Origin of the sequence: Rhodococcus sp. ACT016, assembly GCF_050477185.1 — a bacterium.
Classification (GTDB): Bacteria; Actinomycetota; Actinomycetes; order Mycobacteriales; family Mycobacteriaceae; genus Prescottella.
Window position 1 is genome coordinate 184011 of the sequence record NZ_JBEAET010000001.1, and the last position, 22071, is coordinate 206081.

23 protein-coding genes are annotated in these 22071 nt (G+C 68.6%); 11 read left to right on the forward strand and 12 right to left on the reverse strand.

Annotated features, from left to right (window positions below):
• Positions 1–26: 26 nt before the first annotated feature.
• The 4 genes from ACQ5DX_RS00890 to ACQ5DX_RS00905 all read right to left on the reverse strand — a co-directional run bounded on the left by ACQ5DX_RS00890 (position 27) and on the right by ACQ5DX_RS00905 (position 2606).
• Complete coding sequence (locus tag ACQ5DX_RS00890) at positions 27–569, reverse strand: hypothetical protein (RefSeq protein ID WP_430330820.1); 543 nt, start codon at positions 567–569, stop codon at positions 27–29.
• Positions 570–625: 56 nt separating this feature from the next.
• Positions 626–1054, reverse strand: a complete 429-nt coding sequence (locus tag ACQ5DX_RS00895) for a cupin domain-containing protein (RefSeq protein WP_430330821.1) — start codon at positions 1052–1054, stop codon at positions 626–628.
• Between the two features lie 129 nt (positions 1055–1183).
• The gene (locus tag ACQ5DX_RS00900) at positions 1184–2059 is read right to left on the reverse strand and encodes an aldo/keto reductase (protein WP_430330822.1); all 876 of its coding nucleotides are present in this window, start codon (positions 2057–2059) and stop codon (positions 1184–1186) included.
• Positions 2060–2099: 40 nt separating this feature from the next.
• Positions 2100–2606 carry a nuclear transport factor 2 family protein gene (locus ACQ5DX_RS00905; RefSeq protein ID WP_430330823.1) on the reverse strand — a complete coding sequence of 169 codons (507 nt, stop codon included), beginning with the start codon at positions 2604–2606 and terminating at the stop codon, positions 2100–2102.
• 150 nt (positions 2607–2756) lie between these two features.
• Between ACQ5DX_RS00905 and ACQ5DX_RS00910 the strand changes: the two genes are divergently transcribed.
• The 3 genes from ACQ5DX_RS00910 to ACQ5DX_RS00920 all read left to right on the forward strand — a co-directional run bounded on the left by ACQ5DX_RS00910 (position 2757) and on the right by ACQ5DX_RS00920 (position 5115).
• Positions 2757–3530 (forward strand): SDR family NAD(P)-dependent oxidoreductase, encoded by a 774-nt coding sequence (locus ACQ5DX_RS00910; protein ID WP_430330824.1) that lies wholly within the window; start codon positions 2757–2759, stop codon positions 3528–3530.
• A 46-nt stretch (positions 3531–3576) separates the two neighbouring features.
• Positions 3577–4389, forward strand: a complete 813-nt coding sequence (locus ACQ5DX_RS00915) for an HAD family hydrolase (protein ID WP_430330825.1) — start codon at positions 3577–3579, stop codon at positions 4387–4389.
• Positions 4390–4470: 81 nt separating this feature from the next.
• Complete coding sequence (locus ACQ5DX_RS00920; RefSeq protein ID WP_430330826.1) at positions 4471–5115, forward strand: ScbR family autoregulator-binding transcription factor; 645 nt, start codon at positions 4471–4473, stop codon at positions 5113–5115.
• A 64-nt stretch (positions 5116–5179) separates the two neighbouring features.
• On the opposite strand, the gene ACQ5DX_RS00925 is transcribed toward ACQ5DX_RS00920, so the two are convergent.
• Genes ACQ5DX_RS00925 through ACQ5DX_RS00945 form a run of 5 tightly spaced genes read right to left on the reverse strand, consistent with a single transcriptional unit; the run spans position 5180 to position 10872 of the window.
• A complete protein-coding gene (locus ACQ5DX_RS00925; RefSeq protein ID WP_430330827.1) occupies positions 5180–6307 on the reverse strand; it encodes an acyl-CoA dehydrogenase family protein in 1128 nt (375 codons plus the stop codon).
• Positions 6304–7299 carry an acyl-CoA dehydrogenase family protein gene (locus tag ACQ5DX_RS00930; protein ID WP_430330828.1) on the reverse strand — a complete coding sequence of 332 codons (996 nt, stop codon included), beginning with the start codon at positions 7297–7299 and terminating at the stop codon, positions 6304–6306. Before ACQ5DX_RS00930 ends, ACQ5DX_RS00925 begins: the two co-directional genes overlap by 4 nt.
• Positions 7296–8435: an acyl-CoA dehydrogenase family protein gene (locus tag ACQ5DX_RS00935; protein ID WP_430330829.1), complete on the reverse strand. Its 1140-nt coding sequence runs from the start codon at positions 8433–8435 to the stop codon at positions 7296–7298. The genes ACQ5DX_RS00930 and ACQ5DX_RS00935 overlap by 4 nt, the downstream gene beginning before the upstream one ends.
• Positions 8435–9298 carry an enoyl-CoA hydratase gene (locus ACQ5DX_RS00940; RefSeq protein ID WP_430330830.1) on the reverse strand — a complete coding sequence of 288 codons (864 nt, stop codon included), beginning with the start codon at positions 9296–9298 and terminating at the stop codon, positions 8435–8437. The genes ACQ5DX_RS00935 and ACQ5DX_RS00940 overlap by 1 nt, the downstream gene beginning before the upstream one ends.
• Positions 9295–10872 carry a FadD3 family acyl-CoA ligase gene (locus ACQ5DX_RS00945; protein ID WP_430335511.1) on the reverse strand — a complete coding sequence of 526 codons (1578 nt, stop codon included), beginning with the start codon at positions 10870–10872 and terminating at the stop codon, positions 9295–9297. The genes ACQ5DX_RS00940 and ACQ5DX_RS00945 overlap by 4 nt, the downstream gene beginning before the upstream one ends.
• Positions 10873–10948: 76 nt before the next feature.
• On the opposite strand from ACQ5DX_RS00945, the gene ACQ5DX_RS00950 reads away from it, so the two are divergent.
• The 4 genes from ACQ5DX_RS00950 to ACQ5DX_RS00965 all read left to right on the forward strand — a co-directional run bounded on the left by ACQ5DX_RS00950 (position 10949) and on the right by ACQ5DX_RS00965 (position 14906).
• Complete coding sequence (locus ACQ5DX_RS00950; RefSeq protein ID WP_430330831.1) at positions 10949–12160, forward strand: acyl-CoA dehydrogenase family protein; 1212 nt, start codon at positions 10949–10951, stop codon at positions 12158–12160.
• Positions 12157–12966 (forward strand): SDR family oxidoreductase, encoded by an 810-nt coding sequence (locus tag ACQ5DX_RS00955; protein ID WP_430330832.1) that lies wholly within the window; start codon positions 12157–12159, stop codon positions 12964–12966. Before ACQ5DX_RS00950 ends, ACQ5DX_RS00955 begins: the two co-directional genes overlap by 4 nt.
• Before the next feature lie 141 nt (positions 12967–13107).
• A complete protein-coding gene (locus ACQ5DX_RS00960) occupies positions 13108–13731 on the forward strand; it encodes a TetR/AcrR family transcriptional regulator (RefSeq protein WP_430330833.1) in 624 nt (207 codons plus the stop codon).
• A 20-nt stretch (positions 13732–13751) separates the two neighbouring features.
• The gene (locus ACQ5DX_RS00965; protein ID WP_430330834.1) at positions 13752–14906 is read left to right on the forward strand and encodes an acetyl-CoA C-acetyltransferase; all 1155 of its coding nucleotides are present in this window, start codon (positions 13752–13754) and stop codon (positions 14904–14906) included.
• Between the two features lie 81 nt (positions 14907–14987).
• Here the strand turns inward: ACQ5DX_RS00965 and ACQ5DX_RS00970 are convergent, their stop codons facing one another.
• The 3 genes from ACQ5DX_RS00970 to ACQ5DX_RS00980 all read right to left on the reverse strand — a co-directional run bounded on the left by ACQ5DX_RS00970 (position 14988) and on the right by ACQ5DX_RS00980 (position 18370).
• Positions 14988–15686: a class I SAM-dependent methyltransferase gene (locus tag ACQ5DX_RS00970; protein ID WP_430330835.1), complete on the reverse strand. Its 699-nt coding sequence runs from the start codon at positions 15684–15686 to the stop codon at positions 14988–14990.
• A 99-nt stretch (positions 15687–15785) separates the two neighbouring features.
• The gene (locus ACQ5DX_RS00975; RefSeq protein WP_430330836.1) at positions 15786–16886 is read right to left on the reverse strand and encodes an alpha/beta fold hydrolase; all 1101 of its coding nucleotides are present in this window, start codon (positions 16884–16886) and stop codon (positions 15786–15788) included.
• Between the two features lie 77 nt (positions 16887–16963).
• Positions 16964–18370, reverse strand: coding sequence for a cytochrome P450 (locus ACQ5DX_RS00980; protein ID WP_430330837.1), 1407 nt, complete (start codon positions 18368–18370; stop codon positions 16964–16966).
• 100 nt (positions 18371–18470) lie between these two features.
• Between ACQ5DX_RS00980 and ACQ5DX_RS00985 the strand changes: the two genes are divergently transcribed.
• The 4 genes from ACQ5DX_RS00985 (at position 18471) to ACQ5DX_RS01000 (ending at position 21983) form a co-directional block, all read left to right on the forward strand.
• Positions 18471–18755, forward strand: coding sequence for a DUF2277 domain-containing protein (locus ACQ5DX_RS00985; protein WP_430330838.1), 285 nt, complete (start codon positions 18471–18473; stop codon positions 18753–18755).
• A 302-nt stretch (positions 18756–19057) separates the two neighbouring features.
• Complete coding sequence (locus ACQ5DX_RS00990) at positions 19058–20206, forward strand: hypothetical protein (RefSeq protein ID WP_430330839.1); 1149 nt, start codon at positions 19058–19060, stop codon at positions 20204–20206.
• Positions 20207–20259: 53 nt separating this feature from the next.
• Positions 20260–21213: a hypothetical protein gene (locus tag ACQ5DX_RS00995; protein WP_430330840.1), complete on the forward strand. Its 954-nt coding sequence runs from the start codon at positions 20260–20262 to the stop codon at positions 21211–21213.
• Positions 21210–21983 carry a hypothetical protein gene (locus ACQ5DX_RS01000; protein ID WP_430330841.1) on the forward strand — a complete coding sequence of 258 codons (774 nt, stop codon included), beginning with the start codon at positions 21210–21212 and terminating at the stop codon, positions 21981–21983. The genes ACQ5DX_RS00995 and ACQ5DX_RS01000 overlap by 4 nt, the downstream gene beginning before the upstream one ends.
• Positions 21984–22071 lie beyond the last annotated feature (88 nt).

Sequence of the window (22071 nt, forward strand, 5' to 3'; positions counted from 1 at the left end):
GGTGCGGGCGAACGCCCGATTCGACGTCAGGCGGCGGGAGCCAGGCGCATCGCCGGCAACGGCGGGAGGTTCGCCGGATCGAGACCGAACTGCTCGTCGATGCCCTTGCGGGACTTGGATGCGGACTCGGCGAGCGCTTCGTACAGCGCCGGTCCGTCGAGTCCGCGGGCCCGGTAGCGGTCGGTGATCTGGTCCCACGTCATGTTGGGTTCGGTGCGATCGAGCCCGACGGCCGTCACCCGGTCGGCCATGATCTCGCGGGTGTAGGTCCGCAGCGCGTTGCGCATCTCGAACCCGACGCGGGCGCGCACCTCCACCGGGACGCCGAGTGCCTTCTGGGTCTCGTTGGCGCGGGCGATCTCTCGCTCACCGTAGAGGTAGACGATGCGGGCGTCGCGGGAGTCGAGGGTGCCCGGCAGGTAGACCGGGATTCCGGGGACTTCGATCGCCGACGAGCCGACCACCGAGGGGGCAGGCGCCGACACCGCATCCGCGAACGCGGTGCCCGGCACGAGCAGCGCAAGCATGGTCAGTACCGCGGCGACGGCCGCGCGGCCGAACGACTCCACGTTGTCCTCCCGAATCGACCGACTGTTCGGTCGCAGTCGGTGAGCTGACGGGAAGACTACGCGCAGTCCGGTGCCGGAGCGTCCTCGGACAGCGGGCTACCGGCAGGATTGGAGTACAGCACGTACAGCACCATCGGGCCTGCGTCGATGTTGCGCCCCATATGGACGTAGCCGTGGCCGCTGGGCTCGACGATGGTGCCGCCGGCGTTGTAGACGCCGTCGATCGTGCAGTCCGACTTGTAGTGCGTCAGTGTGCCTTCGGTGACCATGCCGTAGAGCATGCCGTCGTGGAAGTGCCAGCCCGTGGTGCCGCCCGGCGCGATGGTGACCTTGCGGATGACGTAATCGCGGGCGCCGACCGTGGCCTGCGCCAGGATCTCCCCGGTGACGCCCTCGCTCGGCGTCGCCGCGGCGGTCCCCGGCGTCAGCCCGGCCGCGATGGCGACCGCTGTTGCGGCGAGTGCAAGACGGTACCGGCGGCGCATGGTGCTCCCTTCCCGAACCTGTCGAGGTGCGAGATCATAGTGCGCGTGAAGCGGCCGTCGCCGTGGGCTTTTCGCGGGTAGTCACTCGAGCGGGAACACACCGTTCGTGCTGATTCGTCGGTCGGAAGACTATTGCGGCGCGCCGAGATTCATCTCGTCCGGGTGGATGCCGACCCGGACACCGTCGTCGAGCGTGGCTATGTCGGTGAGGTCCTGGTCGGTGAGCGCGAAGTCGAAAACGTCGATGTTCTGCGCGATCCGGTTGTCGTGTACGGACTTCGGGATCACGATCAGGCCGTTCTGCAGGTGCCAGCGGATGAGGACCTGTGCCGGGGACTTGCCGTGTGCTTCGCCGATGCGGGTGATGACGGGATCGTCCAGCAGGGTGTTGGGTTTGGACGCGTCGCCCCAGCCGGAGTTGCTGGTGCCGCCGAGCGGGCTCCACGACTCCACCGCGATGCCGTGCAGCGCCGCGAAGTCGCGGATCGCGTGCTGGGGGAGATGCGGGTGGAGTTCGACCTGGTCGACGGCCGGCAGCATGCCGCCGCGATCGACGAGTTCCTGCAGATGATGCGGCTCGAAGTTGCACACGCCGATCGCCTTGGCGCGCCCGGATTCGGCGATCTTCTCGAGTGCCTCCCACGTACCCAGGCGAGTGTCCCGGTTCTGCAGCGGCCAGTGGATCAGGTACAGGTCGACGTAGTCGAGTCCCAGCCGGGCCAGGCCGGCGTCGAACGCGGCGAGCGCGGGCTCGTAGCCCTGATCGGAGTTCCACAGTTTGGTGGTGACGAAGATGTCCTCACGCGGCACCGACGAGTTCGTGATGCCGCGACCGACACCCTCCTCGTTGCCGTACGCGGCGGCGGTGTCGATGTGGCGGTACCCGGCCTCGTCGAGTGCGAATCGGACGGCGTGCTCGGTCTCGTCGTTGGTGGCCTGCCACACGCCCAGGCCGAGCTGCGGGATGACTGTTCCGGAATTCAGGGCGATCTCTGGAGTGGTCATGGATCCAGGCTAGAAGGGTTGATGTGCCACCGCTGAGTGGTCACGCACCCTTCGCCGGCGGCTGCGACCACATGTGCGACAGGAACTCGAAGCTCGGGACGTCGTCGAGCGAGATCATCGACTCGTAAATCCGCTCGTACGACGTGCCGGTGATCCGCCACCTTCCGTCGTCGTCGCGCAGGTAACGGTCCCGGTAGTAGCCGGCGCCCCGGATCACCCGCCTGGCTTCGGGAACGATGACGGTGTCCTCGAACGCCCACGAACCCTCGGCGGTGGACCCGGCCACCGCGATCTCGGGGTGGTGGGCGAAGTGCACCGACGTGACCGCGGTGCCCAGCGCCTTCCGCATGAATCCGACCAGGGCGTCGCGGCCCTCGAACACCAGCGGGTTGCTCAGTGCGTGGGTCCCGTACTCGGCGACGACATCGGTGGCCAGGGTGTCGGCGAACTCGTCCCACCGCTTGAGGTCCAGGGTTCGGAAGTAGCGGTACTTGAGCTGACGAATGTCTTCGAGATCGCCGAGTTCTTCCAGGGATCGGTCGTCCATTCGCGGAGCATCACACAGCGGGGCGACCGGCGGGACGACTTCTACGGATTTCCTCGGGCCGCGTGGATCCCGCTCTGCGAGAACGCGCCGGTATCCGGCGAACCCTCGGCGCCACCATGGGCGGACGGTCGGCACGGGCGGGAGGACACGATGGATCTCGGTGTGGAGCAGTTCAGGTTGGAGGGCCGTACAGCCCTCGTCACGGGGGCGGGCCGGGGCGTGGGCGCCGGTATCGCACAGGTACTGGCCGCGGCCGGAGCGGCGGTGGTCGTCAACGATCTGCACGTCGATCGCGCCCGGGCCGTGGCGGACGCCATCGTCGACGGCGGGCACGCCGCGGTGGCCTGTCCGTTCGACGTCACCGACACCGACGCCGCGAAGGCGGCCCTCGGCGCCGTGGGCGAGGGGCGCGCGATCGACATCCTTGTCCACAACGCCGGTGTCCCCGACGGCGGTGGTCGCCCCAATCGATTCGTCGACATGCCGCGCGCCGACTGGCAACTGCAGATCGACCTGAACCTGGCCGCGATGATGAGGATGGTCCAGGTCGTGCTCCCGCGTCTGCTCGAGAACGGGTGGGGCCGCATCATTCAGATCTCCTCTGGGGCGTCGTCCCGAGGACTTCCGATCGGTGTCGCCGCATACGGCGCCGCCAAGGCGGGATCGGAGGCACTGGTGCGACACCTCGGTGTCGAGTGCGGCCCGCACGGCGTGACCGCGAACGCGTTGGCCTTGGGGCTGATGGAGGGCCTCGGTCGTGCCGACGACCCCAAGGTGGAGAAGATGATTCGGCAGGTGCCGATCGGCCGGCTCGGCCGGGGTACCGACGTCGGGGCGGCGATCGTGTGGCTCTGCAGTGAAGCGGGTGGATTGGTGAACGGGCAGGTGATCCACCTCAACGGTGGGACGGTGTTCGGTCGCTGACCAGGCTGCGGAAGGGGTACGGGGCTGGAGCTGGGATCATCGACAGGTGACGCGAATCAGACTTGTGGCCTCCGACCTCGACGGGACCCTGCTGCGGTCCGACCGGACCGTCGCACCGCGCACCGCGCGGGCGATGGCCGCCGCGCGTGACGCCGGGATCGAGGTCGTGTGGGCGACGGCCCGCGCCCGGCACTCGGTGGACACGCTGGCACGGTCGTGCGGGTTCCGTGGCGAGGCGATCTGCGCCAACGGTGCCGTCACCCTGGACCTGGCGGACGGCACTCCCGAGATCACCGGAACCGTCTCGATCGAGGTCGCCGAGGCGCTCGCCGCGATGGAACGTGTCCGCACGCTCGTGCCGGGCGTGGTGTTCGCGAACGTCGGGCCGACGACGTTCGTGGCCGAACCCGAGTACGCGGCGCTGTGCGACTACGCCGACCACCACCGGACGCTGGACGAGATGATCCTCGAGGAGCAGTTGCCGCGGATGGGGGAGCCGATGGTCAAGATCGTCGCCCGGCATCCCGAGGTGCCCAGCCACGAGCTGTACCGACTGGCGGTCGCGGCCGGGATCGACGGCGTCGAGCTGACCCACTCGGGCGCGCCCTACGTCGAGATGGCGGCGTCGGGGGTGTCGAAGGCCAGCGCGCTCGCGCGACTGTGCGCGGCGAGAGGCATTGCGGTCGAGGAGGTCGCGGTGATCGGCGACGCCGTGAACGACATCCCGATGCTGATGTGGGCCGGTACGGCGCTGTGCCCGCAGAACGCGTTGCCGGAGGTCCTCGCGCTGGCCGACCGGGTGCTGCCGAGCAACGACGACGACGGAGTCGCACGGTATCTCGAGGAACTCGTCGCCTGAAGTAGAGACCGTCTCTGGCCCCATTTGCTGTCGTCGGCAATGATGCTTTTCGTCGGAAAATCAAGACGGAGGGTGCGCTGGATGCTCAAGCAGGAGCGGGCGGTGATCACGCGGAACCAGATCGTCAAGGGTGCCGCCGAGATGTTCGACCGCGCGGGTTACGAGCGGGCGAGTCTCGCCGAGATCGTCGATCTGTCCGGAATCACCAAAGGGGCGCTGTACTTCCACTTCAAGTCGAAGGACGACCTGGCGAGCGTCGTCATCGAGGAGCAGCACGCGATCTCGATGACCGCGGTGCAGGCCATCGCCGATAGCGGTGCTCCAGCGCTCGAGCAGCTGGTCATGTTCTGCTACGAGATGGGCCGGCAGATTGTGGAGGATCCGGTCGTGCGGGCGGGCATCCGCCTCACGTTGGAGATGAGTGCCGAAGGGAGCCCCGAGAAGCCGTACGCCGAATGGATCGACAGCTGCGAGCGCGTCGCGCACGCCGCGGTCGAGGAAGGCGATGTGCTCGACACGATCGATCCTGCGGAACTGGGGCGGTTCATCGTCTCGTCCTTCACCGGCCTGCAACTGGTTTCGAACGTGCTCACTGGACGGCAGGATCTGTACGAGCGCATCGACCAGATGCTCAAACTGTTGTTACCCGGGATCGTGCCGCCGCGCCGCCGCCACAAGATCGAGCAGATCCGCGCGGCACGCTGGACACGATCGACCGCTGACTGAACCACCGAGATACGTCGAGGGCCGGCCCGGAGATCCGGGCCGGCCCTCGACGTCGGGGACGAGATCAGGCGGGCAGACCCGCGAGCGTCTCCATCTCCTTGAAGAACTCTTCCGGCTGGCCGAGCAGCTGCGCGCTGCCGTGGGCCCGCTTGAAGAACAGGTGCGCGTCGTGCTCCCACGTGATCGCGATGCCGCCGTGCAGCTGGATCGAGTCACCGGTGACCGCGAGCAGCGCCTCGGAGCAGTACGCCTTCGCGACCGCGGCGTCGGCGGCGGCCGTCGGCAGGCCCTCGCTCAGCGAGTACACGGCCGCGTAGGACGCCGAGCGGGCCGTCTCCACCAGGAAGTACAGGTCGGCCATGCGGTGCTTGAGTGCCTGGAAGCTGCCGATTGCGCGACCGAACTGGACGCGGTCCTTGCTGTAGTCCACGGTCATCTGCAGGCAGCGCTCGGCGGCGCCGACCTGCTCGGCCGACAGCGCGACGATCGCGATGGTGCGGACCTTCTCGAGCGCCGCGGTCGCGTCGTCGGCGGTGAGCCGCACGGCCGGCGCGGAAGCGAACTCCACCAACGACATCGGACGGGTGAGGTCCATCGTCGGCAGCTGACGGCGGGCGACGCCGTCGGCAGACGGGTCGACCTCGAACAGCGCGATAGCACCGTCCACGGAAGCCGCCACGATCAGCACGTCGGCGTGCGCGCCGTCGAGCACGTAGTGCGCGGTGCCCGAGACGGTGTAGCCGGCGGCGTCGTCACCGGCCGCGGTGCAGGCGACCTCGTTGCTGCGCCAGTGGCCCTCGGGGCCCACCCAGCACAGCGCGGCGATGGACGAGCCCTCGGCGATGCCGGGCAGCAGGCGCTCGCACGCCTCGTCGTTGCCCGTTGCCAGGATCGCCTGCGCGGCCAGGACCGCGGAGCCGAACATGGGCGACGGCGTCAGCGCGGCGCCGAGCTCCTCGAGCACCAGATGCTGCTCGACGAGCGTGGCACCGAAACCGCCGAACTCCTCCGGGATCGCCAACGCCGCGACACCGACCTGCTGGCACAGCACGTCCCACAGGCCGCGGTCGAACGCCTCGCCCGACTCGAGCGTCTTGCGCAGCGCGGCCGCATCGGCGCGCTTGGTCAGCAGCTGGGCAACCGTCTTGCGGAGCTCGATCTGCTCCTCCGCGAACACTCCGACCCCACTCACAGCGCGCTCGCAATCCGTGCGCGGTGTGCGGAGGCGGTGCCCCACGCGGACTGCAGTGCCCGCGTCTTGGTCAGCCACAGCGACAGGTCGCACTCGAGGGTGTAACCGATCGCGCCGTGGACCTGCAGTGCCTTGCGCGACGCCACGTAGGCGGCGTTCGCGGCAGCGACCTTGGCGGCGGAAATGCTGCGCGAGACGGTGGCAGAGTCCTCGCGGCCCTCGGCGAGTGAGATCGCCGCGCCGTACACCAGCGGGGTCGCCATCTCGACGGCCACGAGGGCGTCGGACATGTGGTGCTTGACGGCCTGGAAGCTGCCGATGACGCGGCCGAACTGCGAACGGTTCTTGGCGTACTCGGTGGCCGTCTCGATCATCGCGTGGCCGGCACCGATCAGCTGTGCCGAAGCGGCCAGGACAGCGAGGTCGTAGGCCTTCTCCGCGGCCGCGGCGACGTCCGCGCCCTGCGCGAGCGTCTCGACCGACTCGACCTCGAACAGGCGGCGGGCCGGGTCGACCGACTCGAGCTGTGTGGTCGGGCGGACCAGCTCGAGGGTGTCGCCCGAGACCCGCAGGACCGGCTCGGCGACATCGGCGTCGAGCGCGCGCGGCGTGGACGGCTCGAGCACCAGCGACGCGAGGGTGCCCTCGGCGATCGCGGGCAGGAAGCGCTTGGCCAGCTGCTGGTCGTTCAGCGCGGACAGCAGTGCGGGGACGGCCGCGGCCGTTTCCAAGATCGGGCCGGGGACCGCGGCGCGGCCCAGCTCGATGAAGGCGACGGCGAGGTCGGCCGGATGCGCGCCGATGCCGTCGAACTCCTCGGGCACGGCGAGCGCGGTCACGCCGGTCTCGGCGAGCTGCTGCAGCAGGGCCAGACCCGGGGCGGTGTCGTTCTCACCCCACGACCGGACGACGGCCGGGGTGTTGGCGTTGGCGAGCAGGCCGCGGAGGCTCTCCGCGAAATCGCGCTGCTCGGTGGACAGGGAGAATTTCATCGATCCGCCTTCGGGAGTCCGAGCATCCGCTCGGCAACGATGTTGCGCTGAATTTCGTTGGTGCCGGCGTAGATCGGGCCGGACAGCGAGAACAGGTAGCCGTCCTGCCACTTGCCGGCGAGCTCGCCGTCGGCGCCCATCAGATCGAGCGCCGTCTCGTGGATGCGGACGTCGAGCTCGGACCAGAAGATCTTGTTGATCGAGCCCTCGACGCCGAGGGGCACGCCCTCGAGCATGCGGGTGACGGTGCCCCAGGTGTGCAGGCGGTATGCCTCGGCACCGATCCATGCGTCGACCACGCGGTCACGGGCGGCGGTGTCGGTGTCGTCGGCGTTCGTCTTCCACACCTCGATCAGGCGGTTCACCGCGGAGATGAAGCGGCCCGGGCTGCGCAGCGACAGGCCACGCTCGTTGGACGCGGTGCTCATCGCGACGCGCCAGCCGTTGTTGACCTCGCCGACGACGTCGGTGTCCGGGACGAAGACGTCCTCGAAGAAGATCTCGGCGAACCCGGGCTCACCGTCGAGCTGCGGGATCGGGCGCACCGTGACGCCGTCCTGGTTCAGCGGGAACATGAAGTACGTCAGGCCCTTGTGGCGCTGCGCCTCCGGGTCGGTGCGGAACATGCCGAAGCCCCAGTCGGCGTACACCGCGCGCGAGCTCCACGTCTTCTGCCCGTTGAGGATCCAGCCGCCTTCGGTGCGACGCGCGGTCGAGCGGATGCCCGCCAGATCGCTGCCGGCCTCGGGCTCGGACCAGGCCTGGGCCCAGATGTCGTCGGCGCGGGACATGCGCGGCATGATGCGCGCGAGCTGCTCCTCGGTGCCGTGCTCGAAGAGGGTCGGCGCGAAGAGGAAGATGCCGTTCTGGCTGACGCGGCCGGGGGCGCCGGCCTTGTAGTACTCCTCCTCGAAGAGGACCCACTCGATCATCGACGCGTCGCGGCCGCCGAACTCTTCGGGCCACGCGACCGTGGACAGGCGGGCGTCGGCGAGCTTGTGCTCCCACTCGCGGTGGGCCTCGAAACCCTCCGCGGTGTCCATCGACGGCAGCGGCTCCGCCGGGACGTTGGCAGCGAGCCATTCGCGCACTTCCAGCTGGAAGGCGCGGGCCTTCTCATCCAGTTCGAGATCCACTATTTCGCCTTCGCTTTCATACTGTTGACGTCCATTCCACCCAGCGAGTCCCTGCCCACCTCGGCATTGTGTGCGTGGGCAAAGTGGTGCAGGCCGAACACCGAATCCATACCGGCGCGCTGACCCATGAGGTCCTCGCACTGGTTGACAGCCTTCTTGGTGAGCGCCAGACCGAACCGCGGCATCTCCGCGACCCGCGCGGCCAGCGCGAGGGTCTCGGTCTCGAGTTCGGCGCGCGGCACCACCCGGTTGACCATCCCCACCTCGTACGCGCGCTGCGCCGAGAAGCGGTCGCCGGTGAAGAGGATCTCCTTCGCGAACCGCGAGCCCAGCACCCACGGGTGGGCGAAGTACTCGACGCCCGGAATGCCCATCCGGACAACGGGATCCGCGAAGAACGCGTCCTCCGAGGCGACGATCAGGTCGCAGCACCACGCGAGCATCAGCCCGCCGGCGATGCACGCGCCGTGGATCTGGGCGATCATCGGCTTCGGGATCTCGCGCCAGCGGCGGCACATCCCCAGGTACACCTCGGTCTCGCGGGCGAAACGCTGGTCACCGCCCGGCTTGCCGAGGTGGTCCCACCACAGGGCGGCCTTGTTCTCGTAGTGCACGTGATGGTCACGGCCCGGGGTGCCGATGTCGTGGCCGCCGCTGAAGTGCTCGCCGTTGCCGGCCAGCACGATCACCTTCACGTCGTCGTCCTCGACGGCCCGCTCGAACGCGGCGTCGAGGGCGTAGGTCATCACAGAGTTCTGCGCGTTGCGGTAGTCGGGACGATTCAGCGTCACGAACGCAACGTGGTCGCGCACCTCGTAGGTGACGACTTCCCCCTCGTCAGGAACACCGACGGGGACGGTCATGCCTTGCCCTCCCGCAGATCGTTCTTGAGCACCTTGCCCGAGGGGTTGCGCGGCAGCGAGCCGACGATCGTGACCTCGCGCGGGATCTTGAAGTTCGCCAGACGCTCCTTGCAGAAGGCGACCACTTCCTCCTCCGTCACGACGGTGCCCGGCTTCGGCACGACGTACGCGCGGCCGACCTCACCCATCCGCTCGTCGGGGATGCCGATGACGGCGGCCTCGGCCAGGGACTCCATGCGGGCGAGGGCGTTCTCGATCTCCGCGGGGTACACGTTGAAGCCGCCGGAGATGTACATGTCCTTGAGGCGGTCGGTGATGTCGAGGTAGCCGCGCTCGTCGAGCACGCCAACGTCGCCGGTGTGCAGCCAGCCGTCCGCGTCGATCGTCTTCCGCGTCGACTCGGGGTCGTCGAGGTAGCCGAGCATGACGTTCTCGCCGCGCACCAGGATCTCGCCGTGCTCGCCGATCTTGACCTCCATGCCGGGGATCGCGCGGCCGGAGGACGTCGACACCGTGACCGGGTCGTCGTCGGTGCGGCACATCGTCACCACGACCGCCTCGGTCTGGCCGTACGCGGTGATGACGGCGTCGTAGCCCAGTTCGGACTGCAGGCGCTCGACGAGGACGACGGGGACTGCAGCCGCACCGGTGACCGCGACGCGCAGACTCGACGAGTCGAGCCCGTCGCGCTTGGCGTGGTCGAGGATCGACTGGTGGATCGTCGGCGCACCGGGAAGGACGCTGATGCGCTCCTTGGCGATGATGTCGACGACCGCAGGGACGTCGAAGACGGCCATCGGCACGACGGTCGCGCCGTGGAGCAGGCAGACCAGGATGCCGGCCTTGTAGCCGAACGTGTGGAAGAACGGGTTGATGAGCAGTTCGCGGTCGGCGCCGGTGACCTCCGCGCAGTCGGCCCAGGCCGCCGCGATTCCGAGCGACTGCCTTTGCGCGCTCAGCACACCCTTGCTCTTACCCGTCGTGCCCGACGTGAACAGGATGTCGGCGATGTCTTCGGGGGAGACGGCGCGAGCACGCGCGTCGGCCTCCTCCACCGTGACGGACGCGGCCGCCGCGGGGAGCTGATCCCACTCGAGGATCTCGCCACCGGGGAACTCGGTGGTCGGCGCTCCGGACGTCGGATCGTCCGACGGCGTGCGCACCACCAGCTGCAGGCTCGGAAGGCCCTCGGGGCCGGCGGCATCGAGAACCGCGGCGAGGCGATCGGACTTCAGGAAGCGATCCGGCACGACCAGGGCCTTGGCGTGGGTGCGCTCGAGGAGATCGAGGGCCTCGTGGCCGGTGTAGCGGGTGCTGATCGGCACGATGGTGGCGCCCGCGTAATGGATGGCCAACAGCGCTTCGACCCAGTGGTAGGTGTTCGGCGCCCAGACCGCGACACGGTCGCCCGCCTCGATTCCCTTGGCCATCAGCGCGCGAGCACCGGTGCGCACCCGGTCGAGCAGCTCGGTATACGTGATGCGCTCAGACCCGTCCGCAACAGCCTCGTTCGATCCGAATTGCTCAGCGGCGCGCCACAGCGCAGCCGGGGTCGTCCGGGGCTCGGTGGTCACATCAGTGCTCACAATCTCTCCTCAACGAGGCAGAACCTCTATACAAAGCAAGTGCTTGGTAGGGTACCGTATCGCTGTGGACGTTAGCCAGGGTATTGAGACCAGCGAGCAGGCAGCTGCTGACGAGGCCTTTGCGCGGGAAATTCGCGAATGGCTCGAAGAGAACCTCTCCGGGAAGTTTGCCGAGCTGAAGGGCCTGGGCGGGCCGGGGCGTGAACACGAGGCGTTCGAGGAACGCCTCGAGTGGGATCGTCACCTGGCTGCCGCCGGCTGGACCTGCCTCGGATGGCCGAAGGAGTACGGCGGCCGCGAGGCGACGCTGAGCCAGCAGATCATCTTCCATCAGGAGTACGCACGCGCGAATGCGCCTGCGCGCGTGAGCCATATCGGTGAGGAGTTGCTCGGCCCGACGCTCATCGCGTTCGGCACCGAGGAGCAGAAGCAGCGCTTCCTCCCCGGCATCAAGACGGTCACCGAGCTGTGGTGCCAGGGCTACTCCGAGCCGGGCGCCGGCTCCGACCTCGCGAACGTGTCGACCACCGCGCGCCTCGACGGCGACCAGTGGTCGGTCAACGGCCAGAAGGTGTGGACCTCGCTCGCGCACCTGGCCGACTGGTGCTTCGTCGTCGCCCGCACCGAGCCGGGCTCGTCGCGCCACAAGGGCCTGTCGTACCTGCTGGTTCCGATGAACCAGGAGGGTGTCGAGGTCCGCCCGATCATCCAGCTCACCGGCACCTCCGAGTTCAACGAGGTGTTCTTCGACAACGCGCGCACCGACGCCGACCTCGTCGTCGGCGGTGAGGGCAACGGCTGGGGCGTCGCGATGGGCACGCTCACCTTCGAGCGCGGCGTCTCCACCCTGGGCCAGCAGATCGGTTTTGCCCGTGAGCTCGAGTCCATCGTCGAACTGGCCGAGCGCAACGGTGCGGCCGAGGATCCCGCGATCCGCAACAAGATCTCCCGCGCCTGGATGAGCCTGCAGGTCATCCGCGCTCACGCGCTGCGCACGCTCGCGAGCGTCGACGCCAGCGCCAACGGCGGCGAGGCGTCCGTCGCGAAGCTGCTGTGGGCCAACTGGCACCGGGGTCTCGGCGAGCTCGCCATGGAGGTCCAGGGAGCGGCCTCGCTGGTGGGCGTCGAGAACACCGAGCCGGGCGAGGAGTTGAACGACCTACAGCGCCTGTGGCTGTTCACGCGCGCCGACACCATCTACGGCGGATCCAACGAGATCCAGCGCAACATCATCGCCGAGCGTGTGCTCGGCCTTCCCCGAGAGGCACGCCCGTGACCGCCACCATCAAGTCCCCGCTCGCCGTCGCGCCCGAAGAGGTCGCGGGCCACGACCTGCTCAAGGGTAAGAAGGTCGTCGTGACCGCCGCGGCCGGCACCGGCATCGGCTTCTCGACCGCGCGCCGCGCGCTGCTCGAGGGCGCCGACGTCCTGGTCTCGGACTTCCACGAGCGTCGCCTCGGCGAGACCGTCGAGAAGCTGTCGGCCGAGTTCGGTAGCCAGCAGGTCGAGTCGTTCGTGTGCGACGTCTCGAGCACCGAGCAGGTCGACGCGCTGATCGTCGGCGCCGCCGAGAAGCTGGGCCGCATCGACGTCCTGGTCAACAACGCCGGCCTGGGCGGCGAGACCCCGATCGTCGACATGACCGACGAGCAGTGGGACCGCGTCGTCGACATCACGCTGACGAGCACCTTCCGCGCCACCCGCGCCGCGATGCGCTACTTCAAGAGCGTCGAGCACGGCGGCGTCATCGTCAACAACGCCTCCGTCCTGGGCTGGCGTGCGCAGCACTCGCAGTCGCACTACGCGGCGGCCAAGGCCGGCGTCATGGCGCTGACCCGCTGCTCCGCGATCGAGGCCGCCGAGTTCGGTGTCCGCATCAACGCGGTGTCGCCGTCCATCGCCAAGCACCCGTTCCTGGCGAAGGTCACCAGCGACGAGCTGCTCGACAACCTGGCGTCGCGTGAGGCCTACGGCCGCGCCGCCGAGGTGTGGGAGATCGCCTCGGTCATCGCGATGCTCGCGAGCGACTACACCACCTACATGACCGGCGAGATCGTCTCGGTCTCCAGCCAGCGCGCGTAGGTAGCCGACCGTGTCCGTGGCCGAATGTCACATCGGTTCAGTTCAACTGCACCGATGTGACATTCGGCCACCCGGGAAAGCCACCCACTGGACGAAACGCACCGATGCCCTAGCAATCGCTTGGTTGGTAAGATGTCCGGCATGACTCCACCCCGAGACGCCGACGAGTCTTCGAACAAGTCCGGGCGTCGCGCCGAGCTCCTCGAACTCGCCGCGGGCCTGTTCGCCGAACGTGGTCTGCGGGCCACCACCGTGCGCGACATCGCCGACGCGGCGGGCATCCTGTCCGGCAGCCTCTACCACCACTTCGACTCCAAGGAGTCCATGGTGGACGAGATCCTGCGCGGCTTCCAGGACGACCTGTTCGGTCGCTACCGCGAGATCGTCGACGCGGGTATGGGCTCGCGCGAGACCTTCGAAGCCCTCGTGGTCGCGTCGTTCGAGGCGATCGACGCCTCGCACAGCGCGGTCGCGATCTACCAGGACGAGGTCAAGCATCTCGCCTCGAACGAGCGGTTCGCGTACCTTGCCGAGCGTAACCAGGAGTTCCGCGACCTGTGGGTCGGGGTGCTCGAGGCCGGTGTCGCCGACGGCAGCTTCCGCCAAGACCTCGACATCGAACTGGTCTTCCGCTTCATGCGCGACACGGTCTGGGTGGCCGTTCGCTGGTACCGGCCGGGTGGCCCGTTGACCGCCCAGGCCGTCGCCAAGCAGTACCTCTCCATCGTTCTCGACGGGCTCGCCAGCCCCGACTCCCACAAGTAATCCGACCCCAGGAGCTGTCCATGCCCGAGGTTTACATCGTCGACGCCATCCGCACCCCGATCGGCAAGAAGAACGGCGGCCTGGCCCCCGTTCACCCGATCGACCTGGGCGCGCACATCATCAAGGCTCTCGTCGAGCGCACCGGCATCGACCCGGCGAACGTCGACGACGTCGTCTTCGGCTGCGTCGACGCCATCGGCGGCCAGGCCGGCAACATCGCGCGTATGTCGTGGCTGGCCGCGGGCCTGCCGCAGCACGTGCCCGGCGTGACGGTCGACCGCCAGTGCGGTTCGAGCCAGCAGGCGATCCAGTTCGGCGCGCAGGCGATCCTGGCCGGCACGGCGGACCTGATCATCGCCGGCGGCGTCCAGAACATGAGCCAGATCCCGATCTCGGCCGCCATGCTCGTGGGGCAGCAGTACGGCTTCAGCACGCCCACCGCCGAGTCCAAGGGCTGGACCGAGCGCTACGGCGACGAGGAGGTGTCGCAGTTCCGCGGCGCCGAGATGATCGCCGACAAGTGGGACATCAGCCGCGAGGAGCTCGAGAAGTGGGCTCTGCAGAGCCACGAGCGTGCCAAGGCCGCGATCGCCGAGGGTCGCTTCGAGAACGAGATCGTGCCGTTCGGTGACGTCACCACCGACGAGGGCCCGCGCGAGACCAGCCTCGAGAAGATGGCGGGCCTCAACGTGCTGGTCGAGGGTGGCCGCATCACCGCCGCCGTCGCCAGCCAGATCTCCGACGGCTCGAGCGCGCTGCTGCTCGCGTCGGAGGAGGCCGTGAAGAAGTACGGCCTGAAGCCGCGCGCCCGCATCCACCACATGAGCGCCCGTGGCGACGACCCGATCTTCATGCTGAGCGCGCCGATCCCGGCCACCCAGCACGCGCTGGAGAAGACGGGCCTGACCCTCGACGACATCGACCTGGTCGAGATCAACGAGGCCTTCGCGCCCGTCGTGCTGGCGTGGATCAAGGAGCTGGGCGCCGACCCGGCCAAGGTCAACGTCAACGGTGGCGCGATCGCGCTCGGCCACCCGCTGGGTGCGACCGGCACCAAGCTGATGGCGACGCTGCTCAACGAGCTCGAGCGCACCAACGGTCGCTACGGCCTGCTCACCATCTGCGAGGGTGGCGGCACCGCCAACGTCACGATCATCGAGCGCGTCCAGAGCTGACGCTCCCGGAACTGACCGTCGAAGCCCTCCCGATCCTCGATCGGGAGGGCTTCGACGTTTGCGCCGCTGTCGAGGTGTCCGTCAGCTGCGTTTGCGGGCGATGCCGGCGATCTGGGGGTTGACCGGCAGGAAGGGGGAGCGCAGCCGGTAGGCCTCGATGGTCGTCTCGGCGAATCCCGCAGCCTCGATGACTGCCTGCAGGTCCCGCTCGCAGGAGCAACCTTCGAACGTCCAACTCCATGGCCGCCGTGCGGTCCGCTGCAGGCAGCGGAGCGCTGTGCCGTCCGGAGCTGCGACGTGTTCCAGGAAGGCGTAGTGCCCGCCGGGGCGCAGGACGCGGTGGACCTCGGTGAGGACGGCGACGGGGTCGGTCACCGTGCAGAGCACGAGACTGGATATCACCGCGTCCACCGACTCGTCTGTGAGATCGAGTCGTTCGGCGCCGGTGGTGTGCAGTTCGAGATCGATGTGGGCGCGGTCGGCTCGCGCGCGGAGACGATCATGCAAGGCCGGGTTCGGCTCGACGGCGATCAGCCGGGTGCCGGCGCGGAGGTAGCGCAGGTTGGCTCCCACACCGGGCCCCAGCTCGACGACTGTGGCGGGAAGGTTGTCGAACAGAGCTTGTTTGTGCGGCCGCAGCACGTGATCCAGGTACCGGTTGAGTGCGGTGAAGAACAGGGCGTTGAACGGCCCGCGGATCGGGTGGGGCCGAAATGCTTCCGCCGTGGTCGGCGCAGGCTCCTTCGGCTCGAAGGACAACACATCGGGGTTGGTGTCCATCGCTGGCGCTCCTTTCCGGGTTCGCGGTCAGTCGATGTGACTACGAGCCTCCTCGAGTAGCGCACCAACGGATAGGCGGGAATCACCCCTGCCGGTACCTCAATCCGGTACCTCGATGTCGTTTGCCGAGTCGGGCGAGACGCGTCGGCCCCACCAGGCGGCCACCTCGGCGCGGGAGTTGACGCCGAGCCGGAGGCGGATGCGCTCGACGTGCCCCTCGGCCGAGCGCTCCTCGATGCCGAGCCGCTGCGCGATCTGCCGGTTGGTCATGCCCTCGGCGATGAGCGCGGCCACCTGCAGCTGTCGCGGTGTCAACTCGCTGGAGGGCGGCCCCGGCCGCTCCGATGGGGGCGTGGCGGGACCGTCCCCCAGGAATTCCAGGATCGCCCGGACGATGGGGGCAGCGTCGCCCACGAACGGGAAATGGCTGCTGCCAGGCAGTGAGATCAGCCGCGCGCCGGGGATCCTCGCGGCCAGCTCCCGGCCCGCGTGGTAGGGGATCGCCCGGTCTCCGCGGCGGTGCACCACCAGGGTCGGGGCGGCGACTCGGTCGAGTAGATCGATCACGTCGATCTCATAGCACTGTGCGAGCAGGTCGACGGCGAGGAGCGGCGATGCCGCCTCCCGCTGGAGCCGGGCGAAGAGCGCCTTGGTCTCGGCACCACCGTCCGGCAGGAAGATGTCGGCCAGCAGCTCGGACCCCAATCCCCAGTGGGCTCGGATCAAACCCAGCATGGCGGTGCGGGTCTCCGGCGCGGCGATTTGCGAGCCGTCGGCGTAACCGCCGTACAGGATCAGCCGGTCGACCCGCTGCGGGAACCGCGCCGCAAAGGCGACCGACACCGGCGCGCCCAGGGATATACCCAGCAGATCGAAGCACTCCAGGTCCAGGTGATCGGCAAGGGCCTGAAGCAGCACCACATCGTTGTCCAGCCCCTGCGCCCCCGGCCAGGGGTCGGAAAGCCCGAAGCCGGGCCGGTCGTACTGCACCACGGTGCGGACTGCCGACAGCGGAGTGAAGAAGGCGCGGTAGGCCGGGTCCTGCCACAGCAGTTCCAGATGACTGATCCACGCCGCGGGAACCAGTAGCGCTTTCCCTCGTCCCATGCAGGCGTAAGCGATCCGCGCGCCGGTCGGCGCCGTGCAGAAGCGGACCGGGCGGCGCGGCTCGAGTGCCTCCCGCGAGGGCGGTTGGCCCATGTGGGCCTCCAGCCTTTGATGCCTAGTTCAATCCATCATGCCCGAAGAGATGGCAGCGTGGCTTGCCGTGGCGTCGTTCATCCGTGATTGCGCGGTCGTAGCGTCAATGTGTAGCCGTCCGGCATGAGCGTCAACCGCTCCTGGATGCGTAGCTGGTAGTCGGGGTCTGCGGAAAAGTCGTAGCGCCGCAGAATCGTGCCCAGCACCAACAGTGCTTCGTGGATGGCGAATTGCCTTCCGATGCAGGCTCTTTCTCCGGTTCCGAACGGCTTGTAGATGTGCGGAGCCCGCCCGCGGACGTGCTCGGGGGAGAAGCGTTCGGGATCGAAGCGTTCGGGATCGCCACCCCACTCCGGGTCGCGGTGCAGCGCCGGGATGAGCACCAGCATCCAGTCGCCGGCCTGCATCGGGTAACGGCCCGCCAGGACGGTGTCCTCACGAGCCTCTCTCGCGTAGGCGGGCGCCGTCGGCCACAAGCGCAGGGTTTCGTCGAGAACCCGACGGACATAGCGCAGCTTCGCGACCTTCTCGAACGGCGGCACCCCGTCGCCCCACACCTCGTCCACCTCGGCTCGGGCCTTCGCGAGTACCTCCGGGTTCCGGGCGAGGTAGTACAACGCGAACGACAATGCGCCCGAGGTGGTTTCGTGACCCGCGACGAGGAACGTGACCACCTGGTTGCGGATGTTGACCTCGTCCAGGCGATTCGGGTCGTCCTCGCGGGCCGCGCGCAGCATGAGCTCGAGCAGGTCTTCGGGCCCCTCGGCGGCGCTGTCGCGGCGGTGGCGGATCACCTCGTCGACCACCTGCGCCATGTACGCGGTGTCTGCCGCGTTCTGCTGATCGGACTTGCGGTACAAGAACTTCGACACGAGCGGCACTTTGCGGAACGTCCGACGCTGCGCGTGTGTGAGTGCGCGGACCATCGCCTCGACGAACGGGTGAGGCTGGTCCCTCCGGAAGGAGTCGAACGAATAGCTGAAGCCGGTGCGCCCGATCGTCTCGAGGGTCAGCTTCGTCATGTCCGACGACACGTCCACCGGATCCCCGCCGACGTGGGCGTCCCAGTACTCGGTCAGCTCACCGGCCACCTGCACCATGGTGTCGTGGTACGACCGCATCGCCGCCTGCGTGAACGCCGGACGCAGCAGATTGTGGGCCCGGGCCCAGTTCGGTTCCTCGTTGTACGCGGTGAACAGGCCGTCGCCGCCGATGCCGCGCAACTCCGCGATGCCGGGAGCGACATTCTTCGCGAAGCGGGACTCGTCGGACAGCTCCGCGACCATGTCGGCCCCCGAGACGAACACGAACCGGTTGCCGAGGGCCTTGCGCTCGAAGATCGGTCCCAGCTGCCGTCCGAGGCGCATCGAGTCCTGCACCGGCGTGTGCAGCGAGACGCCGAGGACGTGGCCGAGCAGCGGTAGACGTCGGGGTGGGTGGGGAATCGGCGTCGTGGCCGTGGTCAGGTTCTCTACGACGTGCATCGCGCCCCCGCTCTGTCCGGTGTCTGGTACCGAAAGTACGCGGTAACTGGATGTCGGAACAGCCTTTCGCATCGGCGGCCGCGGGATTACCGTTCGACGCATGTGCCGAAACATCACCGAGCTGCGCGGGCTCGAACCGGCAGCCACACCCGAGGAGATCGAGGCCGCCGCCCGCCAGTACGTGCGCAAGGTCAGCGGCATCCAGAAGCTGTCCGACGCCAACCGCGAGGCCTTCGAGAAGGCGGTCGAGGAGGTCACGGCGACCACCGCGGAACTGCTCGCGGCCCTGCCGCCGCGGAAGCAGCCGCCGAAGTCCGTTCCGCCGTTGCGCAGGCCGGAGGTGCGCGCACGGGTGGAGGCGCGGGCCGCGGCAGTCGGCTCCTGACCCCCCACCCACCCCCCGGCCTCGGCGAGGGGGTGCCTGGCTTCAGCCCGCAATCCCGGTATATATTCCCCGGTGCAATAGTCTGACCTGGGGGCATCGGGTCGGCGGGGGAGACCATCGTGATTGGGGCGGCTTTGTTGCCGAGGGGGATTGGCGGGCGTTCGCGTGCCCGAGTGGGGGCGCTTGGTTCGTTCGCCACGGTGTCCCACTCTCCGAAATCTCCGGACACCACTTTCTTCGCACGCCCCTCCCAGGTCGGACCGAACGTCATTTCGTTCCAGGCCTCGAGGGGGATTTCATAGATGGGTAAGCACCACAAGACGCGTGTGGGGGCGGTTGCGCGCGCGGCGATCGTTCCGTCCGCCGCGGCCGCCGTTCTGGTAGCCGCCTCGGGCGCAGCGCAGGCGGCACCGAACCAGCTGCCCTCGCAGGGTGGTGTCACGTCGGCTCCCTCGACGCAGGGCGGCGTGACATCGGCGCCGTCGACGCAGGGTGGCGTCACCTCGGGTCCCGAACAGCCCGAGCCCGTGTACTGGGTGGAGCCGCCGGCGCAGTACCAGAACATCGAGTACCAGCCGCTCGAGAACTACGACTACGACACCAACACCTACAACGCGCCGGACGACTACTACGTCACGCCGCTCCAGGTCCAGGATCTGCACCTGCCCACCTACGTCGAGCCGACTGCGCCGATCATCGCGCCGCGGGAAACCTTGCGCCTCGGCACTTATCACACGCCGCAGCCGAACTGGATCACCGACGGAGACCTCGCTCGCACCAACAACACGTCCGCCGTCGTCGAGGCCGAGGTGTCGACGTTCTGGCGGTCGCTCGGCATCGAGACCACCCGCGCCAACCGGCTCGCGGCGGCGCAGATCGGCATGGGTGCGGCGAACGCGGTCGGAGCAGGCATTGCGGGCGCGCTGATCGGCGGAACGTTCGGCGGTCTCGCAGGCGCGAGCATGTGGGGCGGGACGGAACTGGCGCTTCCCGGCGGAGAGATCATCTTCGTCACCAACGGCGTTGCCGGTACCGCGATCGGTGCTGCCATCGGAGGTGTGGTTGGCGCGGTGCCGGCTGCTGCCCTAGGGGTCATGGCTGGCACCATGGTTGGAGCCGGCGATCTCGGTGAGCCACAGGAGCTCCCGGACGGCGTCCGTGAGTTGTTCAACGACGTCGAAAAGCCGGAGATCAAGGCCTGGACAGAGGAGACCCTCGCGCAGTGGGAGTCCAACCCGGCCGGTGGCGCTGCTGCGTCTGCGGTGCGTGACGCGGTCGCTGCCGCGCCCGGAATCGACCGTCAGGCACGTGATTTCGTCGCATCTCAGCCCGGCGGCGACCAGGCGCTCGAGCAGGTCGACGCGCACCTGGCGTCGTTCTTCAAGGACTCGTCCATCGGTGTCGCGTCGAACATGATCAGCGACGCCGTCGGGACCGGCATCCAGGCATGAGGCAGGGGTGGGGTGGGCCCGGTCGCGGGCCCACCCCACCTGCAGGAGGACACATGGCGACGGACAACCGGATCGAGGATTCGCTGTTCCCGGACGTGACCGAGCACTACGACAGGGAACCGGCGACCGCGGAGTCCGCGCCGCAAGCTCCACCAGGGTCACCTCCCGAGCCGGAGCAGGCGTCGGTTCTGAATCCTGCACCGGTACAGGATGTTCCGGTCGACGCCCCGTCCGCCGACGCCGTGCCCCCCGAAACCGTACCGTCGGTGGATCCGGCTCTGCCTGACGAGTTCGACCAGATGCCGACCTGGTTGGTGGCCCCGGAATCAGCTGCGCCCGAACAAAAGAAACGCGAGAAGCGGGAGAAGAGCGCGAAGGGCGAGAAGCGGAAGAAGCCCGAGAAACAGGAGACACCGGAGAAGCCCGAGAAGCGCGAGACGACGACGCCCGGCGGCAGGAAACCCCTCCTCATCGGCGGTGTCGCGGTCTTGCTCCTCGCGATCGCGTCGGCCGCGACCGCCGTCGTCGTCCGCGGTGGCGATACCGCGACCGAAGGCACTCCGAAACCGGTTGCGGTCGCTTCGCCCTCGACGTCAGTAACGTCCTCGGCCTCCGCGGCGCCGCAACCGTCGGCCCCCGTCCCCGTCTGGTGCGCGGACTCGACCGTGGACGGTCGCAGTGTCGGGCGTGGGCCTGGCAGTACGTCCGACGGCCCCGGCGTCATCCGGGCGTTCGACCACGCCTACTACGTCGAACGCAGCGGTGCCCGCGTCGCCTCGCTGATGGTTGCCCCCAACGCCGTTCCGGAGATCCAGAAGTGGATCGACGAGGTCCCCGTCGGCTCCGACCACTGCGTCACCATCACGTCCACGCCGGACCCGAACGTCTACAACGTCGAACTCGGACTGCGCATGCCCGGCGCCGCGGAAGGCGTCATCCGTCAACGGATCACCGTCGCGCCTTCACCGGCGGGGTTCAAGATCGCGAAGGTGGAGGACACGCAATGAACAATGTGGTGGAGCTTCGCCGGGTGCCGAACGTGCCCGAGCCCGAACGGGTGTCCGCCGCGGTTGTCGCCGGTTCGGGCGGTGCGTCCACCACCACGACGGCCTACGGCCTCGCGACCGCGTTGCGGCTGGGCACGGGCAGGGAGGTCTCGGCCGTCGACGCCACCAGTGACGGCGGAAACCTGCTGTCCCGAACGGGTTTCGAGGGCGTCGACCCGGCAAGATCGATCCGGCAGTTCGAGTCTCGTATGGCGTTGACGTCGGCCGGCGTCGTGGTGGTCGGCGGCAGTGACGGCCGGCCCAGCGATCCCGCGATCGTCGACGAGCTCCTATCGGCCCGGCACAGCGCCCGCATTCACGACGTCGGCACCGCGCTCCGTTCGCCGCGGCTGGCCCCGCTGATCCGGTCGGGGGCGGCGCTGGTCATGGTGGCGCCCGCCCGATCCGAGCCCCTCAGCCGCATGCGCGACGCGCTCACCTGGATCATGTCCACGTACGGTGCGCAGACCCTCGGTGACGCGATCATCGTCGTCTCGCACCAGTTGCCCGACGCCCCGGTCGACCTGGGTCCGATCCGGGATGCGCTGTCGCCCCGCGTCGCCGGGTTCGTCGAAGTCCCGTTCGACCCCACGCTCGCGCAGCCCGGCGTGCTCGACCACCGCAGACTCGCGCCGGCAACCCTCGACGCCTGGGCCGGTGCCCTCGACGTGCTGGGCGGGCTCCTCTCGCGTTCGGAGCCCGGAGCGAACGTCGGCAGCGAGCTCGCCTGATACCGAACGGTCGAAATCGAGATCAGGCGATGAGCGAGGTCAGCCGTGGCGGAAGCGTAGAATTTTCCGGGTAGAGGCGACGGTGCGG

Excerpts from the sequence above, each read along its gene's own strand:
- ACQ5DX_RS00895 (WP_430330821.1), bottom strand. The coding sequence starts at position 1,054 with ATGCGCCGCCGGTACCGTCTTGCACTCGCCGCAACAGCGGTCGCCATC.
- ACQ5DX_RS00900 (WP_430330822.1), bottom strand. The coding sequence starts at position 2,059 with ATGACCACTCCAGAGATCGCCCTGAATTCCGGAACAGTCATCCCGCAG.
- ACQ5DX_RS00905 (WP_430330823.1), bottom strand. The coding sequence starts at position 2,606 with ATGGACGACCGATCCCTGGAAGAACTCGGCGATCTCGAAGACATTCGT.
- ACQ5DX_RS00910 (WP_430330824.1), top strand. The coding sequence starts at position 2,757 with ATGGATCTCGGTGTGGAGCAGTTCAGGTTGGAGGGCCGTACAGCCCTC.
- ACQ5DX_RS00920 (WP_430330826.1), top strand. The coding sequence starts at position 4,471 with ATGCTCAAGCAGGAGCGGGCGGTGATCACGCGGAACCAGATCGTCAAG.
- ACQ5DX_RS00930 (WP_430330828.1), bottom strand. The coding sequence starts at position 7,299 with ATGAAATTCTCCCTGTCCACCGAGCAGCGCGATTTCGCGGAGAGCCTC.
- ACQ5DX_RS00940 (WP_430330830.1), bottom strand. The coding sequence starts at position 9,298 with ATGACCGTCCCCGTCGGTGTTCCTGACGAGGGGGAAGTCGTCACCTAC.
- ACQ5DX_RS00960 (WP_430330833.1), top strand. The coding sequence starts at position 13,108 with ATGACTCCACCCCGAGACGCCGACGAGTCTTCGAACAAGTCCGGGCGT.
- ACQ5DX_RS00965 (WP_430330834.1), top strand. The coding sequence starts at position 13,752 with ATGCCCGAGGTTTACATCGTCGACGCCATCCGCACCCCGATCGGCAAG.
- ACQ5DX_RS00970 (WP_430330835.1), bottom strand. The coding sequence starts at position 15,686 with ATGGACACCAACCCCGATGTGTTGTCCTTCGAGCCGAAGGAGCCTGCG.
- ACQ5DX_RS00975 (WP_430330836.1), bottom strand. The coding sequence starts at position 16,886 with ATGGGCCAACCGCCCTCGCGGGAGGCACTCGAGCCGCGCCGCCCGGTC.
- ACQ5DX_RS00980 (WP_430330837.1), bottom strand. The coding sequence starts at position 18,370 with ATGCACGTCGTAGAGAACCTGACCACGGCCACGACGCCGATTCCCCAC.
- ACQ5DX_RS00985 (WP_430330838.1), top strand. The coding sequence starts at position 18,471 with ATGTGCCGAAACATCACCGAGCTGCGCGGGCTCGAACCGGCAGCCACA.
- ACQ5DX_RS00990 (WP_430330839.1), top strand. The coding sequence starts at position 19,058 with ATGGGTAAGCACCACAAGACGCGTGTGGGGGCGGTTGCGCGCGCGGCG.
- ACQ5DX_RS00995 (WP_430330840.1), top strand. The coding sequence starts at position 20,260 with ATGGCGACGGACAACCGGATCGAGGATTCGCTGTTCCCGGACGTGACC.
- ACQ5DX_RS01000 (WP_430330841.1), top strand. The coding sequence starts at position 21,210 with ATGAACAATGTGGTGGAGCTTCGCCGGGTGCCGAACGTGCCCGAGCCC.